Origin of the sequence: Enterobacter cloacae complex sp. P38RS (assembly GCF_014930775.1) — a bacterium.
Taxonomy (GTDB): Bacteria; Pseudomonadota; Gammaproteobacteria; order Enterobacterales; family Enterobacteriaceae; genus Enterobacter; species Enterobacter bugandensis.
Map to the genome: position 1 here is coordinate 16,518 of NZ_JADBRS010000017.1, position 21,736 is coordinate 38,253.

Here is a 21,736-nt window from a genome sequence, read left to right on the forward strand (position 1 = left end):
CCAACATGATCCACGTTGAAAATGTCAGTAAGACCTTTGTGCTCCACCAGCAAAATGGCGTGCGCCTGCCGGTGCTGCAAAACGCCTCGTTAGAGGTGAGTCAGGGTGAATGCGTGGTGCTGCACGGCCACTCCGGCAGCGGTAAATCGACCCTGCTGCGCTCCCTGTACGCCAACTATTTACCGGACGAAGGCCACATCCACATCCGCCATAACGAAGAGTGGGTCGATCTGGTTCAGGCCCCGGCGCGCAAGGTGCTGGAAGTGCGCCGCTCAACGATCGGCTGGGTCAGCCAGTTCCTGCGGGTGATCCCGCGGATCTCCGCCCTGGACGTGGTGATGCAGCCTCTGCTGGATCTCGGCGTGCCGCGCGAAACCTGCGCCGCCAGGGCCGCCAGCCTGCTGACGCGCCTCAACGTGCCGGAGCGCCTGTGGCACCTCGCCCCGTCGACCTTTTCCGGCGGCGAGCAGCAGCGCGTGAATATCGCGCGCGGGTTTATCGTCGACTATCCGATTTTACTGCTGGATGAACCCACCGCCTCGCTCGACGCTAAAAACAGCGCGGCGGTGATAGATCTGATCGAACAGGCCAAAGCGCGCGGCGCGGCGATCGTCGGGATCTTCCACGACGACGCCGTCCGCAATCGCGTGGCGGACAGGCTGCACCCAATGGGGACAAACGCATGATTATCAATAATGTCAGGCTGGTGCTGGAAAATGAGGTCGTGAAGGGTTCGGTTGAAATCCAGGACGGCGTCATCCGCGCCTTTGCCGAAACCCAAAGCCGTTCTCCTGAAGCGATGGACGGCGAAGGCGGCTGGCTGCTGCCGGGGCTGATTGAGCTGCATACCGATAATCTGGATAAATTCTTCACCCCGCGCCCAAAGGTGGACTGGCCCGCCCATTCGGCGATGAGCAGCCACGACGCGCTGATGGTCGCCAGCGGCATCACCACGGTGCTGGACGCGGTGGCGATCGGCGACGTGCGCGACGGCGGCGATCGTCTGGAAAATCTGGAAAAGATGATCAACGCCGTGGAGGAGACGCAAAAGCGCGGCCTCAACCGCGCCGAGCACCGCCTGCACCTGCGCTGCGAGCTGCCGCACCACACCACCCTGCCGCTGTTTGAAAAGCTGGTCGGCCGCGAGCCGGTCTCGCTGGTCTCCCTGATGGATCACTCCCCGGGGCAGCGCCAGTTCGCCAACATTGAAAAGTACCGTGAATACTATCAGGGCAAATACTCGCTCAACGACGCGGAGATGGCCCGTTACGAAGAAGAGCAGCTGGCGCTGGCAGCCCAGTGGTCGCAGCCGAACCGTCTCTCCATTGCCGCGATGTGTCGGGACCGGAATATCGCGCTGGCCAGCCATGACGACGCCACGCACGATCACGTGCGCGAATCCCACCAGCTTGGCAGCGTGATCGCCGAATTTCCCACCACGTTCGAGGCGGCAGAGGCATCGCGTAAACACGGCATGAACGTGCTGATGGGCGCGCCGAACATCGTGCGCGGCGGGTCGCACTCCGGCAACGTGGCGGCAAGCAAACTCGCTTCCCTCGGCCTGCTGGATATCCTCTCGTCTGACTACTACCCCGCCAGCCTGCTGGACGCGGCCTACCGCGTTGCAGACGACGAGGACAACCGCTTTACGCTGCCGCAGGCGATTCGACTGGTGACGAAAAACCCGGCCAGCGCGCTCAACCTTCACGACCGCGGTGAGATTGCCGAAGGCAAACGGGCAGACCTGGTGCTGGCGCACCGCAAGGGCGAGCACGTTCATATCGACCACGTCTGGCGTCAGGGAAAAAGGGTGTTCTGATGGGAAGACTCATCTGGTTAATGGGCCCGTCCGGCTCGGGAAAAGACAGCCTGCTGTCGGCGTTACGGCAGCGTGAACATTCACAGCTGCTGGTGGCGCACCGCTACATTACCCGCGCGGCGAACGCTGGCAGTGAAAACCATATCGCCCTGAGCGAGCAGGAGTTTTTTACCCGCGCCGGGCAAAATCTGCTGGCGCTGAGCTGGCATGCGAACGGCTTTTATTACGGCGTCGGCATCGAGATCGACCTCTGGCTGCACGCGGGCTTCGACGTGCTGGTTAACGGCTCGCGCGCACATCTGCCGCAGGCCAAAGCCCGGTACGAAGCGGCGCTGCTGCCGGTCTGTTTGCAGGTTTCTCCGGATATTCTGCGCAGCCGCCTGCAAAGCCGGGGGCGCGAAAATGCGCGTGAGATCGACCAGCGGCTGGAACGTGCGGCGCGCTACACTCCGTCGGGCTGTCACGTCCTCAATAACGACGGAAGTTTGCTACAGTCAGTCGAGACCTTTTTATCGCTTATTCGCCAGAAGGAGAGACAGCATGCCTGACTGCCAGCTTCGCCCCGCCACCGCCGACGACGCGCAAATTGTTTACGCCCTGATCTGTGAACTGAAGCAGGCAGAGTTCGATCACCAGGCGTTTCACGCCGGATTTCTGGCCAACCTTCAGGATCACAACATGCGCTACCAGCTTGCCGAGCTGGACGGACATGTCGTCGGCATGATCGGCCTGCACATGCAGTTTCACCTGCACCATGCCCGCTGGATCGGCGAGATCCAGGAGCTGGTGGTGATGCCGCAGGCGCGCGGGTTAAAGATTGGCAGCCAGCTGCTGGCATGGGCAGAAGACGTTGCGAGGCAGGCCGGCGCTGAACTGACCGAGCTCTCCACCAGCGTGAAGCGCACGGACGCCCACCGCTTTTACGTTCGTGAGGGATATACGCAGAGCCATTTTCGATTCACCAAACCGCTGTAGAGGTGCGTTATGAGTCTGACCATCACGTTAACGGGAACCGGAAGCGCACAGCTGGTGCCGGTCTTTGGCTGCGACTGCGCGGCGTGTCGCAGGGCGCGCCTGCAGGACAACTATCGCCGTCGCCCCTGTAGCGCGGTGGTCAAATTCAACGATGCAGTCACCCTGCTGGATGCGGGCATTCCGCACCTGATGGACGATTGGCCGGCGGGCAGTTTCCAGCAGTTTTTGCTCACGCACTATCATATGGATCACGTCCAGGGGCTATTCCCCCTGCGCTGGGGCGTGGGCGCGACCATCCCGGTGTACGGCCCGCCGGACGACGCAGGCTGTGACGATCTGTTTAAACACCCCGGCATTCTGGATTTCAGCCACACGGTCGAGCCGTTCGTGATGTTTGAGCTGCAGGGGCTGCGGGTCACGCCGCTGCCGCTCAACCATTCAAAACTGACCTTCGGGTATCTGCTGGAATCGGCCCATAGCCGCGTGGCGTGGCTTTCTGATACCGCCGGGCTGCCGGATAAAACGGTGACGTTTCTGCTCAACAATCAGCCACAGGCGATAATCATCGACTGCAGCCATGAACCGCGTCCGGAGACGCCGCGCAACCACAGTGATTTAAATACGGTGATTTCCCTGAACGAGGTGATTGGCTGTCCGCAGGTGATCCTGACGCACATTAGCCATCAGTTTGACGCATGGATGATGGATAACCCGCTGCCGGACGGCATTGAAGCGGGATATGACGGGATGGTACTTGTGCTGGATTAGGTTTTCTCCCTCTCCCGTGGGAGAGGGTTGGGGTGAGGGCAACAGGCCGCACTTAGCCGCGATCGTAATCGTCTTCCAACCTGCGCTCGTCCTCTTCTAACCGACGCCTGTCGTCGTCCAGCTGGCGCTGACGCTCGTCTAAGCGGCGGCGTCTGTCTTCGAGCTGCCGACGACGATCGTCGTACTGTCGGCTGTCGATTTGACGGCTGCGGTCGTAACGATCGTCGTCATCGTCATTACGGCTGCTGCTGGGGTTGTAGGCATCGTTGATCGCCTGCTGAATGTTGCCAATGGCGTCATCAATCACATCGGCATGCGCCAGTTGGCTGGTTAAAGTCAGCAGACCAAATAACAGGACGGTAGAGTAACGTTTCATAAGGCCAGTCTCGCAGGTTGACTGGCTTTACGGTAATGAACGGCTGGGAACCGGGGTAGCGGAGGAATCTCAAATTACCATCACCTTCCGCAGCGCCTGCGCCAGCTGCTGGCGGGTAAACGGCTTACGCAGTAACGGAACGTCCGGCAGTTGCGGGTTATGCGCCGGGCGCAAATCCTGCCCGCTGATCAGCAGCACCGGAAGCTGCGGATAATGGCTGCGCACATGGTTAATCACCTCGGCCCCGCTCAGGCTTCCGGGCAACATCAGATCGCTGATAAACATACCAATATCCGGCGACGCCGCCAGCATGTTCAGGGCCTGTTCGCCGCTGTCCGCTTCGAGCGTCAGGTAGCCAAGCTGATGCAGCTGTTCGCACAGGGTCTGGCGAACGTCCGCCTCATCTTCCAGCACCAGTACAAGCCGCTCGTGATCCACGGACGTTGTGGCAGCCAGCGCTTCATCCTCCGAGACGGCGGGCAGCGTCGAGCGCGGGAGGTGGAGCCGCACGGTCGTTCCTTGTCCCGGCGCGCTTTCGATCTCTACCCGCCCCCCGGACTGACGCACAAAACCGTACACCATCGACAGGCCCAGCCCGCTTCCGCTTCCGGTCTGCTTGGTGGTGAAGAACGGTTCAAAAACCCGGGATTTCACCTCCTGCGACATCCCGCTGCCGCGATCGATGACCTCCAGCGCTACCATATCCTGCCTGCGTCCGTCGCTGCGGGTCACGCGCTGGTTCCAGGTGCGAATTTTGATCGGCCCGCTCTGGCCTTCCATCGCATCCCGGGCGTTCATCACCAGGTTGATAATGGCGTTTTCCAGCTGGCTGACGTCAATCCACGCGGGCCATGCCGGGGTTTGCGCTTCAATCTCCAGGGTAAGCGTGGCGGGCAGCGAGTGGCGCATCAGTTCCCGAAGGTTTTCCAGCAGGGGCAGCATCTCTACTGCATGCGGCGTCAGGGACTGTTTGCGGGAAAACGCCAGCAGCCGCTGGGTCAGCAGCGCGCCGCGTTCGGCAGCCTTCAGCGCACGGGTAATGCGCGGCGCGTCGTTTGATTCGGGGTCTGTCAGCTCAAGGCTGCCGATAATTACCGCCAGCAGGTTGTTAAAATCATGCGCCAGCCCGCCGGTCAGCTGTCCGACGGCCTTCATCTTCTGGCTGTGCAGCAGCGCCTCTTCCAGCCCCTGACGCTCGATGCGGTCGATCTCCATCTGCGTGGTTTTCTCTTTCAGCAGACGCGTGGTGTGCTCAAGCGAGGCGGTGTTGCGGGCAAAAACGTTAAACGCGCGCGCCAGCTCGCCCAGCTCGTCGCGCCGCTGCAGCGCAGGAACAGAAACATCCTGTTCACCGTGGGCAAGTCGCGACATCGCCCGGGAGATGGCCGTCAGGTTGGAGCCCAGATTGCGGTAGATATACCAGCAGGCGCAGCCGGTGATGATCAGCGCCAGCACGGCGAAGATGCTGATAAACACGCTGATGGATTGCAACTCGTGATGGCTCTGGGCCGTGCGAAGCCGGGAAGCCTGCGCCACCTGCTCAACGTACTGATTAATATCGCTATTAAGGATCGCCACCAGCGCCTTAATGTGGAACATATACCAGCTGATGGACAGATCGCTCTCCTCCAGTTGCTTCGAGAGCGGGGCAAGCTTGCGCAGCTCGGCGTTAAAATCGGGCAGAACGCCCTCCACGACCGGCTGTATGGCGCTTCGGGGCAGCGTGGCGGTCACGGCGTCCAGCTGCTGAACGGTAGCACGCGGCGAAGGTGTATCAATCGCGGCCGCGATCAGCCGATCCATCTCCATCAGCTGCCGCGCGTCCGGCACGTTGCTGCCGAAGCGGCGGTTGATGTCCTGAAGATGGCGTAAACAGCTCTGGCTTTGATAGAGCGAGCTCAGCAGCGCGTTACGCTCAAGATGCCGCTTTTGCCCACGCTCCAGCATCCCCGTTACGCTTTGCTGTAATTCATTGCTTCTGCGAATAATCCGCGCCACCAGCGCCGGCTCCTGCTGCGCCAGCGGGGCATCCGCCAGCTGTTCCAGCGAGCGGCGCAGCGCCGTTTGCATCTGCTTCAGCCGCTCGGCCTCGCCTTTGTACTCCAGCGCCCCCACTACCTGCGAAAGCCGCACCGCCGCCGTTGCCACGTTGGCCGTGTCGCGCGCGAGGTTCATGCTCCCGGTCATGTCGTCCAGCGTTTGCTGTTGGACCTGCTCCTGGATCTGGCTGGCATGACGAAAGCCGAGCACCGCCACGCCGCTCACCATCAGCGTGACAGCGACCACCAGCAGGTTAAATATCAGCAGGCGACCGCGGGCGCTGGAGAAGAACGGGGGGCGTGAAGACATGTTGACTCCGTAACTGTGATCCACATTCGCTATTCATAACTATGACAAATATGAACAGCTTCTGACATTTTGCATTTACGCACCTGTGATGAAGTGCAGATATCGACATTCACAGGAGATCCGCCATGAGCAGAACCCCGGTTTTAGAGATGCGCCACATTGCCAAAACCTTTGGCAATTTCCACGCGCTCAAGGGCGTAGATTTGACGGTCTTCCCCGGTGAGATCCACGCGCTGATGGGGGAAAACGGCGCGGGAAAAAGCACGCTGATGAAGATCCTCGCGGGGGCCTATACCGCCACCGGCGGCGAGATCCTGATCGACGGCCAGCCGTTTCACATCAAAGGGCCGAAGGACGCGCTGGCCGCAGGCATTACCCTGATTTACCAGGAGATGCAGCTCGCCCCCAATCTGACCGTCGCGGAAAATATCTTCCTCGGCAGCGAGCTGTCGCGCGGCGGGCTGGTGCAGCGCAAGGAGATGGCCGCCCAGGCGCAGGCGGTGATTGACCGTCTCGGCGCGCAGTTCAGCGCCACCGACCTGGTGATGAAGCTGACCATCGCCGAGCAGCAGCAGGTGGAAATCGCCCGCGCGCTGCACCGCAACAGCCGCATCCTGGTGATGGACGAACCCACCGCCGCCCTCTCCTCCCGCGAAACCCACCGCCTGTTCGAACTGATTTTGCGCCTGCGTGATGAAGGCATGGCGATTATCTATATCAGCCACCGCATGGCGGAGGTCTATGAACTCTCTGACCGCGTGAGCGTTCTGCGCGACGGGCAGTACGTCGGCAGCCTGACGCGCGACAAGCTGAACGCGTCTGAACTGGTGAAGATGATGGTGGGCCGCCCGCTCAGCGATCTGTTCAACAAAGAGCGCGATATCCCTCTCGGCAGCCCGCGTCTCAACGTGCACCACCTCACCGACGGTAAAAAAGTGCAGCCATGCAGCCTGCAGGTGCGCTCCGGTGAAATTGTCGGGCTGGCGGGGCTGGTCGGGGCCGGACGCTCCGAGCTGGCGCAGTTGATTTTCGGCGTGCGCAAGGCCACCGGCGGGATGATTGAGGTGGACGGCGAGCCGGTGGTGATCCACTCCCCGCGCGCGGCCATTGAAAACGGGATTGGTTTTCTCACCGAGAACCGCAAGGAACAGGGTCTGTTTCTGGAGCTGGCGGCGCAGGAGAACATCACCATGGCGACGCTGGAGCGCGACGCCACCTTCGGCATGCTTAACCGCAAAAAAGCCCAGTCAATTTCCGATGACGCTATCGCCCTGCTTAACATCCGCGTGCCCCATTCTCAGGTGCGCGCGGGCGGGCTCTCCGGCGGCAACCAGCAAAAGCTGCTGATCTCGCGCTGGGTGGCGATTGGCCCGCGCATTCTGATTCTCGACGAACCCACGCGCGGGGTAGACGTCGGTGCCAAAAGCGAGATCTACCGCATCATGAACCAGATGGCGCGCAAGGGGGTGGCGATTCTGATGATCTCCAGCGAGCTGCCGGAAGTGGTAGGCATGAGCGACCGGGTGTACGTAATGCGGGAAGGCAGCATTGCGGGTGAACTGCACGGGCGCGACATCTCTCAGGAAAATATTATGACGCTGGCAACCGGCGTGAACGACACACATCATCAGGCGGTGCAATCATGACAACTCCAACCCATCCGCAGCAGGTGGCGAAATCCGCCTCCGCCAAAAAAATGCTGATGAGCGATCTGATGCAAACGGTCGGCATTTTGCCGATTTTAATCCTGATTGTGGCGGTGTTTGGCTTTATCGCCCCGAACTTCTTTACCGAAAGTAACCTGCTCAACATTACCCGTCAGGCGTCGATCAACATCGTGCTGGCGGCGGGGATGACCTTCATCATCCTGACCGGCGGGATTGACCTCTCCGTGGGCTCGATTCTCGGCACCACGGCGGTGGCGGCGATGGTGGTCTCGCTTATTCCTGAATTCGCGATGCTCTCCATTCCGGCGGCGCTGATGCTCGGCATGGTGCTGGGGCTGTTCAACGGCGCGCTGGTGGCCTTCGCCGGGCTGCCGCCGTTTATCGTCACGCTCGGCACCTATACGGCGCTGCGCGGCGCGGCGTATCTGCTGGCGGACGGTACCACGGTGATTAACTCCAGCATCAGCTTCGAGTGGATCGGCAATAACTATCTCGGCCCGATTCCGTGGCTCGTCGTCATTGCCCTGGCGGTCATCGCTATCTGCTGGTTCATCCTGCGCCGCACCACGCTCGGCGTTCATATCTACGCGGTCGGCGGCAACATGCAGGCGGCGCGCTTAACCGGCATCAAAGTCTGGCTGGTGCTGCTGTTTGTCTACGGCATGAGCGGCCTGCTCTCCGGCCTCGGCGGGGTGATGAGCGCCTCGCGCCTCTACAGCGCCAACGGTAACCTCGGCACGGGTTACGAGTTGGATGCGATTGCGGCAGTGATCCTCGGCGGCACCAGCTTCGTCGGCGGGATCGGCACGATCACCGGCACGCTGGTGGGGGCATTGATCATAGCCACCCTCAACAACGGCATGACGCTGATGGGCGTCTCCTACTTCTGGCAGCTGGTGATCAAAGGGGCGGTGATCATCATAGCGGTGCTGATCGACAAATACCGTACCCGACATCATCAAAGTGCATAACAACAATACCCTACAAGCGAGGAAGACAAGATGCGTTTGAAACCCTTAGTGACCGCGCTCTGTGCTGGCGCGCTGCTGGCCGCAACGCCGTTTGCGCAGGCAAAAGATCTGAAGTCCATCGGCGTGACGGTGGGCGACCTGGCTAACCCGTTCTTCGTGCAGATCACCAAAGGTGCCGAGCTGGAAGCGCGCAAGCTGGCTGGCGATAACGTCAAGGTGACGCTGGTTTCCAGCGGGTACGATCTGGGCCAGCAGGTGTCGCAGATCGATAACTTCATCGCCGCGAAGGTGGACATGATCATCCTCAACGCTGCGGATTCCAAAGGGATCGGCCCGGCGGTGAAGCGAGCCAAAGAAGCGGGGATCGTGGTCGTGGCGGTGGACGTGGCGGCGGAAGGGGCCGATGCGACCATCACCTCCGATAATACCCAGGCGGGGGAAATGGCCTGTAAGTACATTACCGACCGCCTGAAAGGCAAAGGCAACGTGGTGATCATCAACGGACCGCCGGTCTCCGCGGTGCAGAACCGCGTGGAAGGCTGCCAGACGGAATTCAAAAAACATCCGGACATCAAGGTGCTCTCGGACAACCAGAATGCCAAAGGCAGTCGTGAAGGCGGGCTGGAAGTGATGACCTCCCTGCTGGCGGCCAATCCGAAGATCGACGGCGTATTCGCGATTAACGATCCGACCGCGATCGGCGCCGATCTGGCGGCGAAACAGGCCCAGCGCAACGAGTTCTTTATCGTCGGCGTGGACGGTTCCCCGGACGGTGAAGAGGCGCTGAAGCGCGAAAACTCCCTGTTTGTGGCGACCCCGGCGCAGGATCCGCAGGTGATGGCGGCGAAGGCGGTGGAGATCGGCTATGACATTCTGCAGGGCAAACCTGCGCCGAAAGAGCCTGTGCTGATCCCGGTGACGATGATCGATAAAAAGAACGTCGGCACGTATAAGGGGTGGACGGTTAAATGATCCTTTTCCCTCTCCCACAGGGAGAGGGAACTGTTTTCAAGGAGTCCCCATGAAACGCTCCGACATTAATGAAATCCTCGGCCACACGCGGCAGTTCTTTTCCATGCACGACGTGCATCTCCCGCCGTTTGCCAGCTTTCCACCCACAAAATGGCAGCAGCTTGATCGGGCCGAGTGGCAGGAAGTGTTTGACCTCAAGCTCGGCTGGGACGTGACCGCTTTCGGCGGCAACAGCTTTTCCGCACAGGGTCTGACGCTGTTTACCCTGCGCAACGGCTCCCCCAACGGCGTGCCGTATGAGAAATGCTACGCCGAAAAAATCATGCACGTGCGCGACGGCCAGGTGACGCCGATGCATTTTCACTGGCGCAAGCGGGAGGACATCATTAACCGGGGCGGCGGGAACCTGATTATTGAGTTATGGAATGCGGGAGCGCATGAAGAGACCGAAAACACCGACGTGACCGTCACGATTGACGGCTGTCGGCAAACCCACGCTCCCGGCAGCCAGCTGCGCCTCACACCAGGGGAAAGCATCTGTCTCACGCCCGGTCTGTATCACAGCTTCTGGGGCGAACGCGTCTTTGGCGACGTGCTGGTGGGCGAAGTGTCGTCGGTGAATGACGACGAGCACGACAACCACTTTTTGCAGCCCGTTGCCCGCTATAACAACATCGAAGAAGACGAACCGGCGGTGCTGGTGTTGTGCAACGAGTACAACCTGTTTCGGAGATAAGGAGTGAATGATGCCACTGATTTCTCTTGCCGACGGTCTTGAGCACGCCAGGAAACATCGCTACGCGCTGGGCGCGTTCAACGTGCTCGACTCCCATTTCCTGCGCGCGCTGTTTGCCGCCGCAAAGCAGGAACGCTCGCCGTTTATCATCAACATCGCCGAAGTGCACTTTAAGTATGTTTCCCTGGATTCGCTGGTCGAAGCGGTCAAGTTCGAAGCCGCCCGTCACGATATTCCCGTGGTGCTGAATCTCGACCACGGTCTGCATTTCGAGGCCGTCGTGCGCGCCCTGCGCCTGGGGTTTAGCTCGGTGATGTTCGACGGCTCGACGCTGAGCTACGAGGAGAACATTCGCCAGACCCGGGAAGTGGTGAAGATGTGCCACGCGGTGGGCGTCTCGGTGGAGGCGGAGCTGGGCGCGGTCGGCGGGGATGAAGGCGGCGCGCTGTACGGACATGCGGATGAAGCGTTCTTTACCGACCCGCAGCTGGCGCGGGAGTTTGTCGATAAGACCGGCATCGACGCGCTGGCGGTCGCCATCGGCAACGCGCACGGCAAATACAAAGGCGAACCGAAGCTCGATTTCCCGCGCCTGGACGCCATTCGTCAGCAGACGGGGCTGCCGCTGGTGCTGCACGGCGGCTCCGGGATTAGCGATGCCGACTTCCGCCGCGCCATCGAGCTGGGCATTCATAAAATCAACTTCTACACCGGCATGTCGCAGGCCGCGCTCGCCGCCGTTGAGCAGCGCATGGCGAACCGCCAGCCACTGTACGATGAATTTGCCGAACTGCTGCTGGGGATAGAAGAGGCGATAACCGATACGGTCGCCGAGCAGATGCGCATCTTCGGCAGCGCGGGGCAGGCATAATGGAACGCAAAGGCATCATCGCTGCAGGCAATATGCTGGTGGATCACGTTCACCAGATCGTGCAGTGGCCGGAGCGCGGCTGGCTGGCGGAAATCACCCACAGCGAACGCTCAACCGGCGGCGCGCCGCTCAACGTCCTGCTGACGCTGGCGAAAATGCACGCCGGCCTGCCGCTGCAGGCGGTGGGGCTGATCGGGGAAGACGGCGACGGGGACTACATTCTGGCAATGCTCGACCAGTACCACGTCAACCGCCAGCGCGTACAGCGCACCACCTTTGCGCCAACCTCCATGTCGCAGGTGATGACCGATCCCAGCGGGCAGCGCACCTTTTTCCACTCGCCGGGGGCCAACCGTCTGCTGGATCTTCCCGCCTTCGATCGTCTCGATGGATCGATGAAGATCTTCCATCTCGGCTACCTGCTGCTGCTCGACAGCCTGGATATGCCGGATGACGAATTTGGCACCCGCAGCGCGCGGCTGCTGGCGCAGATGCGCGAGCAGGGGTATGAAACCTCCCTTGACCTGGTGTCCCGCAAGGGCGACCCGCGCTACCAGCCGCTGGTGCTCCCTGCCCTGCGCCATCTGGATTATCTGGTGATTAACGAGCTCGAGGCCGGTGAGTTTAGCGGGCTGGAGATGCGCGACGCCGACGATGCGCTGAACATCGCCCATATCGCCGATGCCGCGGCGCAGCTGCTGGCGGCAGGCGTTCATCAGCGGGTGGTGATCCACTGTCCGGAAGGCGCATGGGGAGAAGCTCGCGGTGAAGCGGGTTGCTGGATCCCGTCATGGATGCTGGAGCAGGACGAGATTATCGGCAGCGTTGGCGCGGGCGATGCCTTTTGCGCCGGCTTTTTATACGGCTGCCATGAATCGCTGCCGCTGACAGAAAGTATTTATCTGGCGCACGCCTGCGCGCGAGCAAGCCTGCTGGCCGCCAATGCGATTGACGGCGCAAAAACGCTGGCCGAGCTGCAGGCGTTTATTCGCGAGAGCGCTTAGTTTAACAATAATTGCGATTTTTCATTACAGTTCTATGAATTTTATATTCCCGAACTACACTCTCTCCATCTGGCATATTCGGCGTGGGCAGCACTCTGTCCGCACGCTTTTCCGAAATGAGATAGAAAGAGGACAAGGGAAAAATGTTCGCAGCAATCATCATCGGTATTTTCATTATCAGCGTTATTTATGCGCATTCACGCGGCAAAGAAAAACAGACGCTTTCTCGTCAGCTCTTCGACCATTCGACGTTCATGGCCCCCATCAATATGTTTATGACGGCGTTTTCTTCCCTGCCCGCCAGGCAGCCTTTCTTTGAAACAGAGCGCTTCCCGGAATTAAATAAGCTGACGGAAAACTGGCTGGTTATTCGCGAAGAGGCGCTGCGTTTGCAGCATCATATTAAGGCGGCAGAAAATAATAACGACGCTGGCTTTAACACCTTTTTTAAACGCGGCTGGAAACGTTTTTACCTGAAATGGTATGCCGATGCCCATCCCTCCGCGCAGTCTTTATGCCCGGTGACGACCCGGCTGGTGAGTGAAATCCCCTCGGTGAAGGCGGCCATGTTTGCCGAGCTGCCGGCGGGTGCGAAGCTGGGTAAGCACCGGGATCCGTACGCGGGATCGGTTCGTTACCATCTGGGCTTATTCACACCGAATGACGATCGCTGCTTTATTGAAGTCGACAGGCAGCGCCACAGCTGGCGGGATGGCGAAGCCGTTATTTTTGATGAGACCTACGTCCACTGGGCAGAAAATAAATCGGATCAAACGCGCATTATTCTCTTCTGCGATATTGAACGTCCGATGAAGTGGCGCTGGGCGCAGGCGGTTAACCATTGGGTGGGGACCACGCTGATGTCTGCAGCCCGCTCACCGAATGACGAGAATGACAGCACCGGCGGCATTAACCGCATTTTTAAATACGTTCATGCGGGCCGCGAGCGGGGACAGCGTCTGAAAAAAAGAAACCGTAAGGCCTATTACGCCATCAAGTATCTGTGCATCGCTGCAATCTTTGCCGCCATCATTGTTCCGGCGATAACGTAAGCCTTATGCCGCCTGTTCGGGTCGGCTCACATCGGAGGCAAACACGTAACCCAGCCCGCGGATCGTTTTGATAAGCGCAGGCTGATGCGGGTTAGCCTCTATTTTCCGGCGCAGGCGCATGATCAGCACGTCAATCGTGCGATCGAACACGTCGGCGCTTTCGCTGTGGGTCAGCTCGAGCAGGCGATCGCGGCTCAGCACCCGGCGGGCATTCTGCGTGAGCGCCAGCAGCAGGCCGTACTCGCCCTGGGTTAAGGGCACGGTATTACGCTGCGGATCGCTCAGCTCGCAGCGGGAGGTATCCAGCGTCCATCCGTTAAACACAATGCCCGCGGCGGGAGCTTCCGCCGCCAGCACGCCCGTACGCCTCAGCACCGCCTTCACGCGGGCGACCACCACGCGCGGGTTGAACGGTTTGCCAATATAATCGTCAGCCCCCATCTCCAGCCCCACCACCACGTCTGATTCACTGCCCAGCCCGGTTAACATGATCACCGGTAGCGCCGGGCGCTGCTTTTGCAGCTGCAGCAAAACCTGCAGGCCGTTGATGTCCGGCAGCATCATATCCAGCAGAACAAGGGCGATAGCCGGCTCCTGTTGGACCTGCCGCAGCGCATCCTGGCCGTTGTGGCAGACAAGCACGCTAAAGACGTGCTCGCTCAGCACATCCTGCAGCAGTTCACACACTGCCATATCGTCATCAACCACCAGAATCGCCGGTTTCATCATATGCTTCCGTCAGGGGATTATGTTAAGTCTGAACCATTCTGCCGTCGGCTCCAGTGAAATGGATTTTTCCGTGACGGAAATTCAACCCATGTCACATCCGCCGCTCATTCGACACGTCAATTTTGACGATTGTCTGCTTTTCGTCAGGGATTTCGCCGGGAATGCACCGTAAAGCCGGTGAGTAACCCCACTAAAAACATGGCATAGAAGCTGCATTAGTCGGTGCGAAAGATTTGATTAACTGGAGCAGACTGATGAAAAAAGTCGTCACGGTTTGCCCTTATTGTGCCTCAGGTTGCAAGATCCACCTGGTGGTCGATAACGGCAAAATCGTCCGGGCGGAGGCCGCGCAGGGGAAAACCAACCAGGGCACGCTGTGCCTGAAGGGGTATTACGGCTGGGATTTTATTAACGATACACAAATCCTCACCCCGCGCCTGAAAAACCCTATGATCCGCCGCGAGCGCGGCGGCAAGCTGGAAGCCGTCTCCTGGAACGAGGCGCTGGATTACGTCGCCACGCGCCTGAGTGCTATTAAGGCCAAGTATGGCCCGGATGCCATTCAGACCACCGGCTCCTCACGCGGGACCGGGAATGAAACCAACTACGTGATGCAAAAATTCGCGCGCGCCGTTATTGGTACCAATAACGTCGACTGCTGCGCTCGCGTCTGACACGGCCCATCGGTTGCAGGTCTGCACCAGTCGGTCGGTAACGGCGCAATGAGTAATGCTATCAACGAGATAGATAACACCGATCTGGTGTTTATCTTCGGTTATAACCCGGCGGATTCTCACCCTATCGTCGCGAACCACGTGATTCGCGCTAAACAGAACGGGGCGAAAATTATCGTCTGCGATCCGCGCAAAATCGAAACCGCGCGCATTGCGGATATGCACATTGCGCTGAAAAACGGCTCGAATATCGCGCTGTTGAATGCGATGGGGCACGTCATTATCGAGGAAAACCTGTACGATCAGGCGTTTGTCGCCACGCGTACGGAAGGGTTTGAAGAGTACCGGAAAATTGTCGAAGGCTACACGCCGGAGTCGGTAGAGGCGATAACCGGCGTGAGCGCGCAGGAGATCCGCCAGGCGGCACGGATGTATGCCGGAGCGAAAACCGCCGCCATCCTGTGGGGCATGGGCGTGACCCAGTTCTACCAGGGCGTGGAAACCGTGCGCTCCCTGACCAGCCTCGCGATGCTGACCGGGAATCTGGGCAAAGCGCACGTCGGCGTTAACCCGGTTCGCGGCCAGAATAACGTCCAGGGTGCCTGCGACATGGGCGCGCTGCCGGACACGTATCCGGGCTACCAGTACGTGAAGTACCCGGAAAACCGCGAGAAGTTCGCGAAGGCCTGGGGCGTGGAGAGCCTGCCGGCACACACCGGCTATCGCATCAGCGAGCTGCCGCACCGCGCGGCGCACGGTGAAGTGCGGGCGGCCTACATCATGGGTGAAGATCCGCTCCAGACCGACGCCGAGCTGTCTGCGGTGCGCAAAGGCTTTGAGGATCTGGAGCTGGTGATTGTCCAGGATATCTTCATGACCAAAACCGCGGCGGCGGCGGATGTGATTCTCCCGTCGACCTCCTGGGGCGAGCATGAAGGCGTCTACACGGCGGCGGACCGCGGCTTCCAGCGCTTCTTTAAGGCGGTCGAGCCGAAGTGGGATTTGAAAACGGACTGGCAGATCATCAGCGAAATCGCCACCCGCATGGGCTACCCGATGCACTACAACAACACCCAGGAGATCTGGGACGAGCTGCGGCATCTGTGCCCGGACTTTTATGGGGCAACCTATGAAAAAATGGGTGAGCTGGGCTACATCCAGTGGCCGTGCCGGGACGAGTCGGAGGCCGACCAGGGGACGTCGTATCTCTTTAAAGAGAAATTTGACACCCCGAACGGGCTGGCGCAGTTCTTCACCTGCGACTGGGTTGCGCCGATCGATAAACTCACCGACGAATACCCGATGGTGCTCTCTACCGTGCGTGAAGTAGGCCACTACTCCTGTCGTTCAATGACCGGCAACTGCGCCGCGCTGGCGGCGCTGGCGGACGAACCGGGCTACGCGCAGATCAACACCGCCGATGCGGAGCGCCTCGGCATTGAGGATGAAGCGCTGGTGTGGGTGAATTCGCGCAAAGGCCGCATCATTACCCGCGCGCAGGTCAGCGACCGTCCCAACAAAGGGGCTGTCTATATGACCTACCAGTGGTGGATTGGTGCCTGTAACGAGCTGGTGACGGAGAACCTCAGCCCGATAACCAAAACGCCGGAGTATAAATACTGCGCCGTCAACGTGGAGCCGATAGCGGATCAGCACGCGGCGGAACAGTATGTGATCGACGAATATAACAAGCTGAAAGCACGGCTGCGTGAAAGCGCAATGGGTTGAAGCCGTTAATTAATCGTTGAATAAAGGGAGTGAGTTATTCACTCCCTTTTTATTTCCGCTTAAAACATTAAAAATATAAATTATTATTCTGGAAAGCGGCTCGCAAAATAATGTAATTTGCTCAGAACAGAATTACATCTTTGCATTTTAATTCAGAAGGATAAGATGTGCGGCGGGTGCTTAAGACTTTCTGTCTTGAGCATTGTTGAGGGACAGAAAGTGGAAAGCCCCGGGAAATTTTCATTCACCCGAGGCTACCCCTCAACTACCAACAGGTTGAGAGTAGCCTCTTATTCTTTTTTTGACAAGGAGTAAAAGGCATGACGCCATTAAAAACTGCGTTAGGCATCGTCTTTATTATCTGCCTGACGATAGTGATATTTACCTTTATTACTCGCGGTAGACTGTGCGAGTTTTCAATAAAGAGTGAACATCAGGAGGTGGCGGCGAAATTAGCCTGCGTGGCAGGCTAACCTCTACGGGCGAAACCACGGTTCCGCCCGGCTTGTAGGATGCTGAGGTCTTAATGCACCCATTTTTTTCTTTTGCTACCGCGATTATACTGCGCGGCGTGTACCCAGATGATAAGAATCCATGAAAGCCATTTTTCTGTTGTTGTTATTTTTTACGTCGTTCGCCCGCGCGGATGAGATAGGCAGCCAGTATCAGAAGCAGGCGGAAGCCGGCGATGCCCGCGCCCAGTATTATCTCGCCGATACCTACTTCAGCTCCGGTGACAGAAAGCAGGCAGCGCTGTGGGCCGAGAAAGCCGCAAAAGGCGGTGATGTCGACGCCATGGGGTTACTCTCGCAGATCCTCTTTACGCAGGGGGATTACGCTCAGGCTAAAGCGCTGGCACAGCAGGCCACCATCGCCGGCAGCAAGCGCGGCACGATTATGCTGGCGCGTATTATGGTGAACACGCAGGCGGGTAAAACCGACTATCCTCAGGCCATCAAGCTCCTGCAAACGGCGGCCGAAGATATCGACAACGACTCGGCGGTCGATGCGCAGCTGCTGCTGGGGCTGATTTATGCCAACGGCGTAGAGGTGCCGCAGGATGACGTACAGGCGGCGTCATGGTTTAAGCGCAGCTCGTCACTGTCACGTACCGGCTATGCGGAGTACTGGGCAGGGATGCTGTTCCAGCAGGGAGAGAAAGGCTTTATCACGCCGAATAAGCAGAAAGCGCTCTACTGGCTAAACCTGAGCTGTACCGAAGGGTTTGATACGGGGTGTGAGGAGTTTGATGCGTTGAGCGGAGAATAACGTGCCGGGTGGCGGCTTCGCCTTACCGGGCCTACAAAACCCGTAGGCCCGGTAAGCGCAGCGCCACCGGGCTTAGGATGTTACTGGTCAGCCGTCTTATCAAAACGACCCAGCACTTCGCGTTCATACGCCAGCGCTTTTTTACGGTCGAATTTGTGTTCCCACTTGGCGATAACCAGCACCGCCAGCGCGTTACCCACCACGTTAAGCGCCGTACGCGCCATATCGAGGATACGGTCCACACCGGCGATAAACGCCAGGCCTTCCAGCGGAATACCCACGCTGCCCAGCGTCGCCAGCAGCACCACGAAGGAGACGCCCGGCACGCCTGCGATGCCCTTTGAGGTCACCATCAGCGTCAGAACCAGTACGATCTCCTGCCACAGCGACAGGTCAATGCCGTACAGCTGCGCGATAAAGATCGCCGCAATACTCTGGTACAACGTCGAGCCATCCAGGTTAAAGGAGTAGCCGGTCGGCACCACGAAGCTCGTTATCGACGCTGGCGCACCGTACGCCTCCATCTTCTCGATAATGCGCGGCAGCACGCTCTCGGAGCTTGCGGTGGAGTACGCCAGAATCAGTTCATCCTTCAGGATACGGATCAGGATCCAGATACTCAGCCCGCACAGGCGCGCCACAATCCCCAGCACCACCAGTGCGAAGAACAGAATGGCGAAGTGCACCAGGATCACCAGCTTCGCCAGCGGCCACAGGGAGGCAAAACCAAAGTTCGCCACGGTCACGGCGATAAGCGCGAACACCCCAACCGGCGCGTAGCGCATCACCATGTGGGTCACTTTGAACATGGTTTCGGAGATAGAGCGGAATACGGTCACCAGCGGCTCACGGTGCGTTGCCGGCAAGGAGGAGAGCCCCAGACCAAACAGCACCGAGAAGAAGATGATCGGCAGCATCTCGCCTTTCGCCATGGAAGCAATGATGTTGGTCGGCACCAGCGACAGGATAGTCCCCATCAGACCGTGGGAATGGCTCTGCACGTCAGCGGTGGTGCTTTGGTATTTCGAAATATCCACCGTCGCCAGCTGCGACATATCGATCCCGGAGCCTGGCTGGAATACGTTCGCCAGCGTTATGCCGAGGATAATCGCAACCGTGGTGATCACTTCGAAATAGAGAATAGTTTTCGCGCCAATGCGACCTAACTGCTTCGCATCGCCGACGCCCGCGATACCGACCACCAGCGTCGAGATCACAATGGGCACCACAATCATCTTAATCAGATGAATAAAAATATCGCCTGCCGGAGAGAGCAGGTTCGCAATCAGCCACTCGCGGCTGTCGCTATGATAATGAAGATAACTGCCCAGCAAGATGCCCAGCACAAGGGCCAGCAGGATCTGCCAGGCCAGGCTGACTTTCAAATTTTTCATAGAAACTGACTTCCTCAATGAAATCTCCGCACCAGCAAAACTGCATGAATATGGAGACATACTGAAAGGGTATGAATTGTGTTGCGTTGGTTTATGGGATTTTTTAACGCGGCGTATGAGTATCATTTGCACGACCTGTTGCGCAAGCCTTAAAGAACGACGCATTTCACTATCAAAAGCGGTTATGACGCAAGTTTGTCATAATTCTGATAAATAACCTTTTGTTATAAAAACGCTTTTTTATAAAGAATTGTGAATAATCGGCATCGTGAATTATTTCCCTTCAAAGTTTCATTCGCTCAATTTTCAACCTGTTCAAACAATGCGTGATCTGTCGCCCAAATACTAAACAAAGCTTGTAAAGCCCCTACTATTAACGTTTTTGCGACATATTATTAACATCTTACAAGGAGAAAAAAAGCCATGAGCCAAATACACAAACACGACATTCCCGCAAACATTGCGGACCGTTGCCTGATCACCCCGGAGCAGTACCACGAGAAATATCAGCAATCTGTTACCAACCCGGACGCCTTCTGGGCCGAGCAGGGTCACATCCTTGACTGGATCAAACCTTATCAGAAGGTGAAGAATACCTCTTTCGCGCCAGGCAACGTCTCCATTAAATGGTATGAAGACGGCACGCTGAACCTGGCGGCGAACTGCCTGGACCGCCATCTTGCCGAACGCGGCAACGAAACGGCCATTATCTGGGAAGGCGACGATGCCTCTCAGAGCAAACACATCTCTTATAAAGAGCTGCACCGCGACGTCTGCCGCTTCGCTAACGTGCTGCTGGACCAGGGGATTAAAAAAGGCGACGTGGTGGCGATCTACATGCCGATGGTGCCGGAAGCGGCGGTAGCTATGCTCGCCTGCGCGCGTATTGGCGCGATCCACTCCGTCATCTTCGGCGGCTTCTCCCCTGAAGCGGTTGCCGGGCGCATCGTTGACTCGAACTCGAAGCTGGTGATCACCGCCGACGAGGGCGTACGCGCCGGGCGCGGTATTCCGCTGAAGAAAAACGTCGATGAAGCGCTGAAAAACCCGAACGTCAAATCCATCAATAACGTCATTGTCCTCAAGCGTACCGGCGGCAAGATCGACTGGCACGAGGGGCGTGACCTGTGGTGGAGCGACCTGATTGAAAAAGCGAGCGACCAGCATCAGCCGGAAGAGATGAACGCGGAAGATCCGCTGTTTATTCTTTACACCTCCGGCTCAACCGGTAAACCGAAAGGCGTACTGCACACCACCGGCGGCTATCTGGTCTATGCGGCCACCACCTTTAAATACGTCTTCGACTACCATCCGGGCGACATCTACTGGTGTACCGCCGACGTGGGTTGGGTCACCGGACACAGCTACCTGCTGTACGGCCCGCTGGCCTGCGGCGCAACGACGCTGATGTTTGAGGGCGTACCGAACTGGCCGACCCCGGCGCGCATGTGTCAGGTGGTCGATAAGCACCAGGTCAACATTCTTTACACCGCGCCAACGGCGATCCGCGCGTTAATGGCGGAAGGCGATAAGGCCATCGAGGGCACTGACCGCTCCTCATTGCGCATCCTCGGCTCCGTGGGCGAGCCCATCAACCCGGAAGCCTGGGAGTGGTACTGGAAGAAAATCGGTAACGAGAAGTGCCCGGTGATGGACACCTGGTGGCAGACCGAAACCGGCGGCTTCATGATCACCCCAATGCCGGGTGCCACGCAGCTGAAGGCCGGCTCGGCAACCCGTCCGTTCTTCGGCGTGCAGCCTGCGCTGGTGGATAACGAAGGCAATCCGCAGGAAGGCGCCACCGAGGGTAACCTGGTGATCACAGACTCCTGGCCGGGCCAGGCGCGCACGCTGTTTGGCGATCACGAGCGCTTCGAGCAGACCTACTTCTCGACCTTTAAAAACATGTACTTCAGCGGCGACGGCGCGCGCCGGGATGAAGACGGTTATTACTGGATCACCGGACGCGTGGACGACGTGCTGAACGTTTCCGGCCACCGTCTGGGTACGGCAGAAATTGAGTCCGCGCTGGTGTCGCATCCGAAGATTGCCGAAGCGGCGGTGGTCGGCATTCCTCACAACATCAAGGGCCAGGCGATCTACGCCTACGTCACCCTGAACCACGGTGAAGAGCCGTCGCCGGAGCTGTATACCGAGGTGCGCAACTGGGTACGTAAAGAGATTGGCCCGCTTGCCACGCCGGACGTACTGCACTGGACAGACTCGCTGCCGAAAACCCGTTCCGGCAAGATTATGCGCCGTATCCTGCGCAAAATCGCGGCAGGCGATACCAGCAACCTCGGCGATACCTCAACGCTTGCCGATCCTGGCGTGGTGGACAAACTGCTCGAAGAGAAGCAGGCCATCGCAATGCCATCCTAG

The 21,736-nt window shown here is 58.7% G+C and carries 20 protein-coding genes; 16 read left to right on the forward strand and 4 right to left on the reverse strand.

From position 1 onward, the window contains the following. Positions 1–5 precede the first annotated feature (5 nt). Genes phnL through phnP form a run of 5 tightly spaced genes read left to right on the forward strand, consistent with a single transcriptional unit; the run spans position 6 to position 3,562 of the window. A complete protein-coding gene (gene phnL, locus IM303_RS18000) occupies positions 6–686 on the forward strand; it encodes a phosphonate C-P lyase system protein PhnL (protein ID WP_028015206.1) in 681 nt (226 codons plus the stop codon). Beyond that, positions 683–1,819 (forward strand): alpha-D-ribose 1-methylphosphonate 5-triphosphate diphosphatase, encoded by a 1,137-nt coding sequence (gene phnM / locus IM303_RS18005; RefSeq protein ID WP_028015205.1) that lies wholly within the window; start codon positions 683–685, stop codon positions 1,817–1,819. Before phnL ends, phnM begins: the two co-directional genes overlap by 4 nt. Beyond that, entirely contained in the window at positions 1,816–2,367 is a 552-nt protein-coding gene (gene phnN / locus IM303_RS18010) for a ribose 1,5-bisphosphokinase (protein WP_028015204.1), read from the forward strand. The genes phnM and phnN overlap by 4 nt, the downstream gene beginning before the upstream one ends. After that, positions 2,360–2,794, forward strand: coding sequence for an aminoalkylphosphonate N-acetyltransferase (gene phnO, locus IM303_RS18015; RefSeq protein ID WP_028015203.1), 435 nt, complete (start codon positions 2,360–2,362; stop codon positions 2,792–2,794). The genes phnN and phnO overlap by 8 nt, the downstream gene beginning before the upstream one ends. A gap of 9 nt (positions 2,795–2,803) precedes the next feature. Next, entirely contained in the window at positions 2,804–3,562 is a 759-nt protein-coding gene (phnP, locus tag IM303_RS18020) for a phosphonate metabolism protein PhnP (protein ID WP_028015202.1), read from the forward strand. 52 nt (positions 3,563–3,614) lie between these two features. Here the strand turns inward: phnP and yjdP are convergent, their stop codons facing one another. Both yjdP and IM303_RS18030 read right to left on the reverse strand, forming a co-directional pair. Next, positions 3,615–3,938 carry a DDRRRQL repeat protein YjdP gene (gene yjdP / locus IM303_RS18025; RefSeq protein ID WP_028015201.1) on the reverse strand — a complete coding sequence of 108 codons (324 nt, stop codon included), beginning with the start codon at positions 3,936–3,938 and terminating at the stop codon, positions 3,615–3,617. A 69-nt stretch (positions 3,939–4,007) separates the two neighbouring features. Further along, positions 4,008–6,287, reverse strand: coding sequence for a hybrid sensor histidine kinase/response regulator (locus IM303_RS18030; protein WP_193360142.1), 2,280 nt, complete (start codon positions 6,285–6,287; stop codon positions 4,008–4,010). A gap of 125 nt (positions 6,288–6,412) precedes the next feature. Between IM303_RS18030 and IM303_RS18035 the strand changes: the two genes are divergently transcribed. From IM303_RS18035 to lpxO, 7 genes are all read left to right on the forward strand, one after another. Next, positions 6,413–7,933, forward strand: a complete 1,521-nt coding sequence (locus IM303_RS18035; RefSeq protein ID WP_028015199.1) for a sugar ABC transporter ATP-binding protein — start codon at positions 6,413–6,415, stop codon at positions 7,931–7,933. Further along, the gene (locus tag IM303_RS18040) at positions 7,930–8,925 is read left to right on the forward strand and encodes a ribose ABC transporter permease (protein WP_028015198.1); all 996 of its coding nucleotides are present in this window, start codon (positions 7,930–7,932) and stop codon (positions 8,923–8,925) included. Before IM303_RS18035 ends, IM303_RS18040 begins: the two co-directional genes overlap by 4 nt. A 30-nt stretch (positions 8,926–8,955) precedes the next feature. Beyond that, entirely contained in the window at positions 8,956–9,897 is a 942-nt protein-coding gene (locus IM303_RS18045) for an ABC transporter substrate-binding protein (protein ID WP_028015197.1), read from the forward strand. 49 nt (positions 9,898–9,946) lie between these two features. Further along, positions 9,947–10,633, forward strand: coding sequence for a D-lyxose/D-mannose family sugar isomerase (locus IM303_RS18050; protein ID WP_193360143.1), 687 nt, complete (start codon positions 9,947–9,949; stop codon positions 10,631–10,633). Positions 10,634–10,643: 10 nt separating this feature from the next. Continuing rightward, positions 10,644–11,504 carry a ketose 1,6-bisphosphate aldolase gene (locus IM303_RS18055; RefSeq protein WP_028015195.1) on the forward strand — a complete coding sequence of 287 codons (861 nt, stop codon included), beginning with the start codon at positions 10,644–10,646 and terminating at the stop codon, positions 11,502–11,504. Further along, a complete protein-coding gene (locus IM303_RS18060) occupies positions 11,504–12,508 on the forward strand; it encodes a carbohydrate kinase family protein (protein ID WP_193360144.1) in 1,005 nt (334 codons plus the stop codon). The genes IM303_RS18055 and IM303_RS18060 overlap by 1 nt, the downstream gene beginning before the upstream one ends. Before the next feature lie 143 nt (positions 12,509–12,651). Further along, complete coding sequence (lpxO, locus tag IM303_RS18065) at positions 12,652–13,560, forward strand: lipid A hydroxylase LpxO (RefSeq protein WP_028015193.1); 909 nt, start codon at positions 12,652–12,654, stop codon at positions 13,558–13,560. A 3-nt stretch (positions 13,561–13,563) separates the two neighbouring features. On the opposite strand, the gene IM303_RS18070 is transcribed toward lpxO, so the two are convergent. Then, a complete protein-coding gene (locus IM303_RS18070) occupies positions 13,564–14,286 on the reverse strand; it encodes a response regulator (protein ID WP_192972052.1) in 723 nt (240 codons plus the stop codon). Positions 14,287–14,543: 257 nt separating this feature from the next. Here IM303_RS18070 and fdhF point away from each other — a divergent pair, with 257 nt between their 5' ends. From fdhF to IM303_RS18085, 3 genes are all read left to right on the forward strand, one after another. After that, the gene (gene fdhF, locus IM303_RS18075) at positions 14,544–16,691 is read left to right on the forward strand and encodes a formate dehydrogenase subunit alpha (protein ID WP_080350978.1); all 2,148 of its coding nucleotides are present in this window, start codon (positions 14,544–14,546) and stop codon (positions 16,689–16,691) included. Positions 16,692–17,011: 320 nt separating this feature from the next. After that, complete coding sequence (locus tag IM303_RS18080; protein ID WP_028015189.1) at positions 17,012–17,164, forward strand: Hok/Gef family protein; 153 nt, start codon at positions 17,012–17,014, stop codon at positions 17,162–17,164. 121 nt (positions 17,165–17,285) lie between these two features. Continuing rightward, positions 17,286–17,960: a tetratricopeptide repeat protein gene (locus tag IM303_RS18085; RefSeq protein WP_045261055.1), complete on the forward strand. Its 675-nt coding sequence runs from the start codon at positions 17,286–17,288 to the stop codon at positions 17,958–17,960. An 80-nt stretch (positions 17,961–18,040) separates the two neighbouring features. On the opposite strand, the gene gltP is transcribed toward IM303_RS18085, so the two are convergent. Further along, a complete protein-coding gene (gltP, locus tag IM303_RS18090; RefSeq protein ID WP_028015187.1) occupies positions 18,041–19,354 on the reverse strand; it encodes a glutamate/aspartate:proton symporter GltP in 1,314 nt (437 codons plus the stop codon). 423 nt (positions 19,355–19,777) lie between these two features. Between gltP and acs the strand changes: the two genes are divergently transcribed. Then, positions 19,778–21,736, forward strand: coding sequence for an acetate--CoA ligase (acs, locus tag IM303_RS18095; RefSeq protein WP_192987552.1), 1,959 nt, complete (start codon positions 19,778–19,780; stop codon positions 21,734–21,736).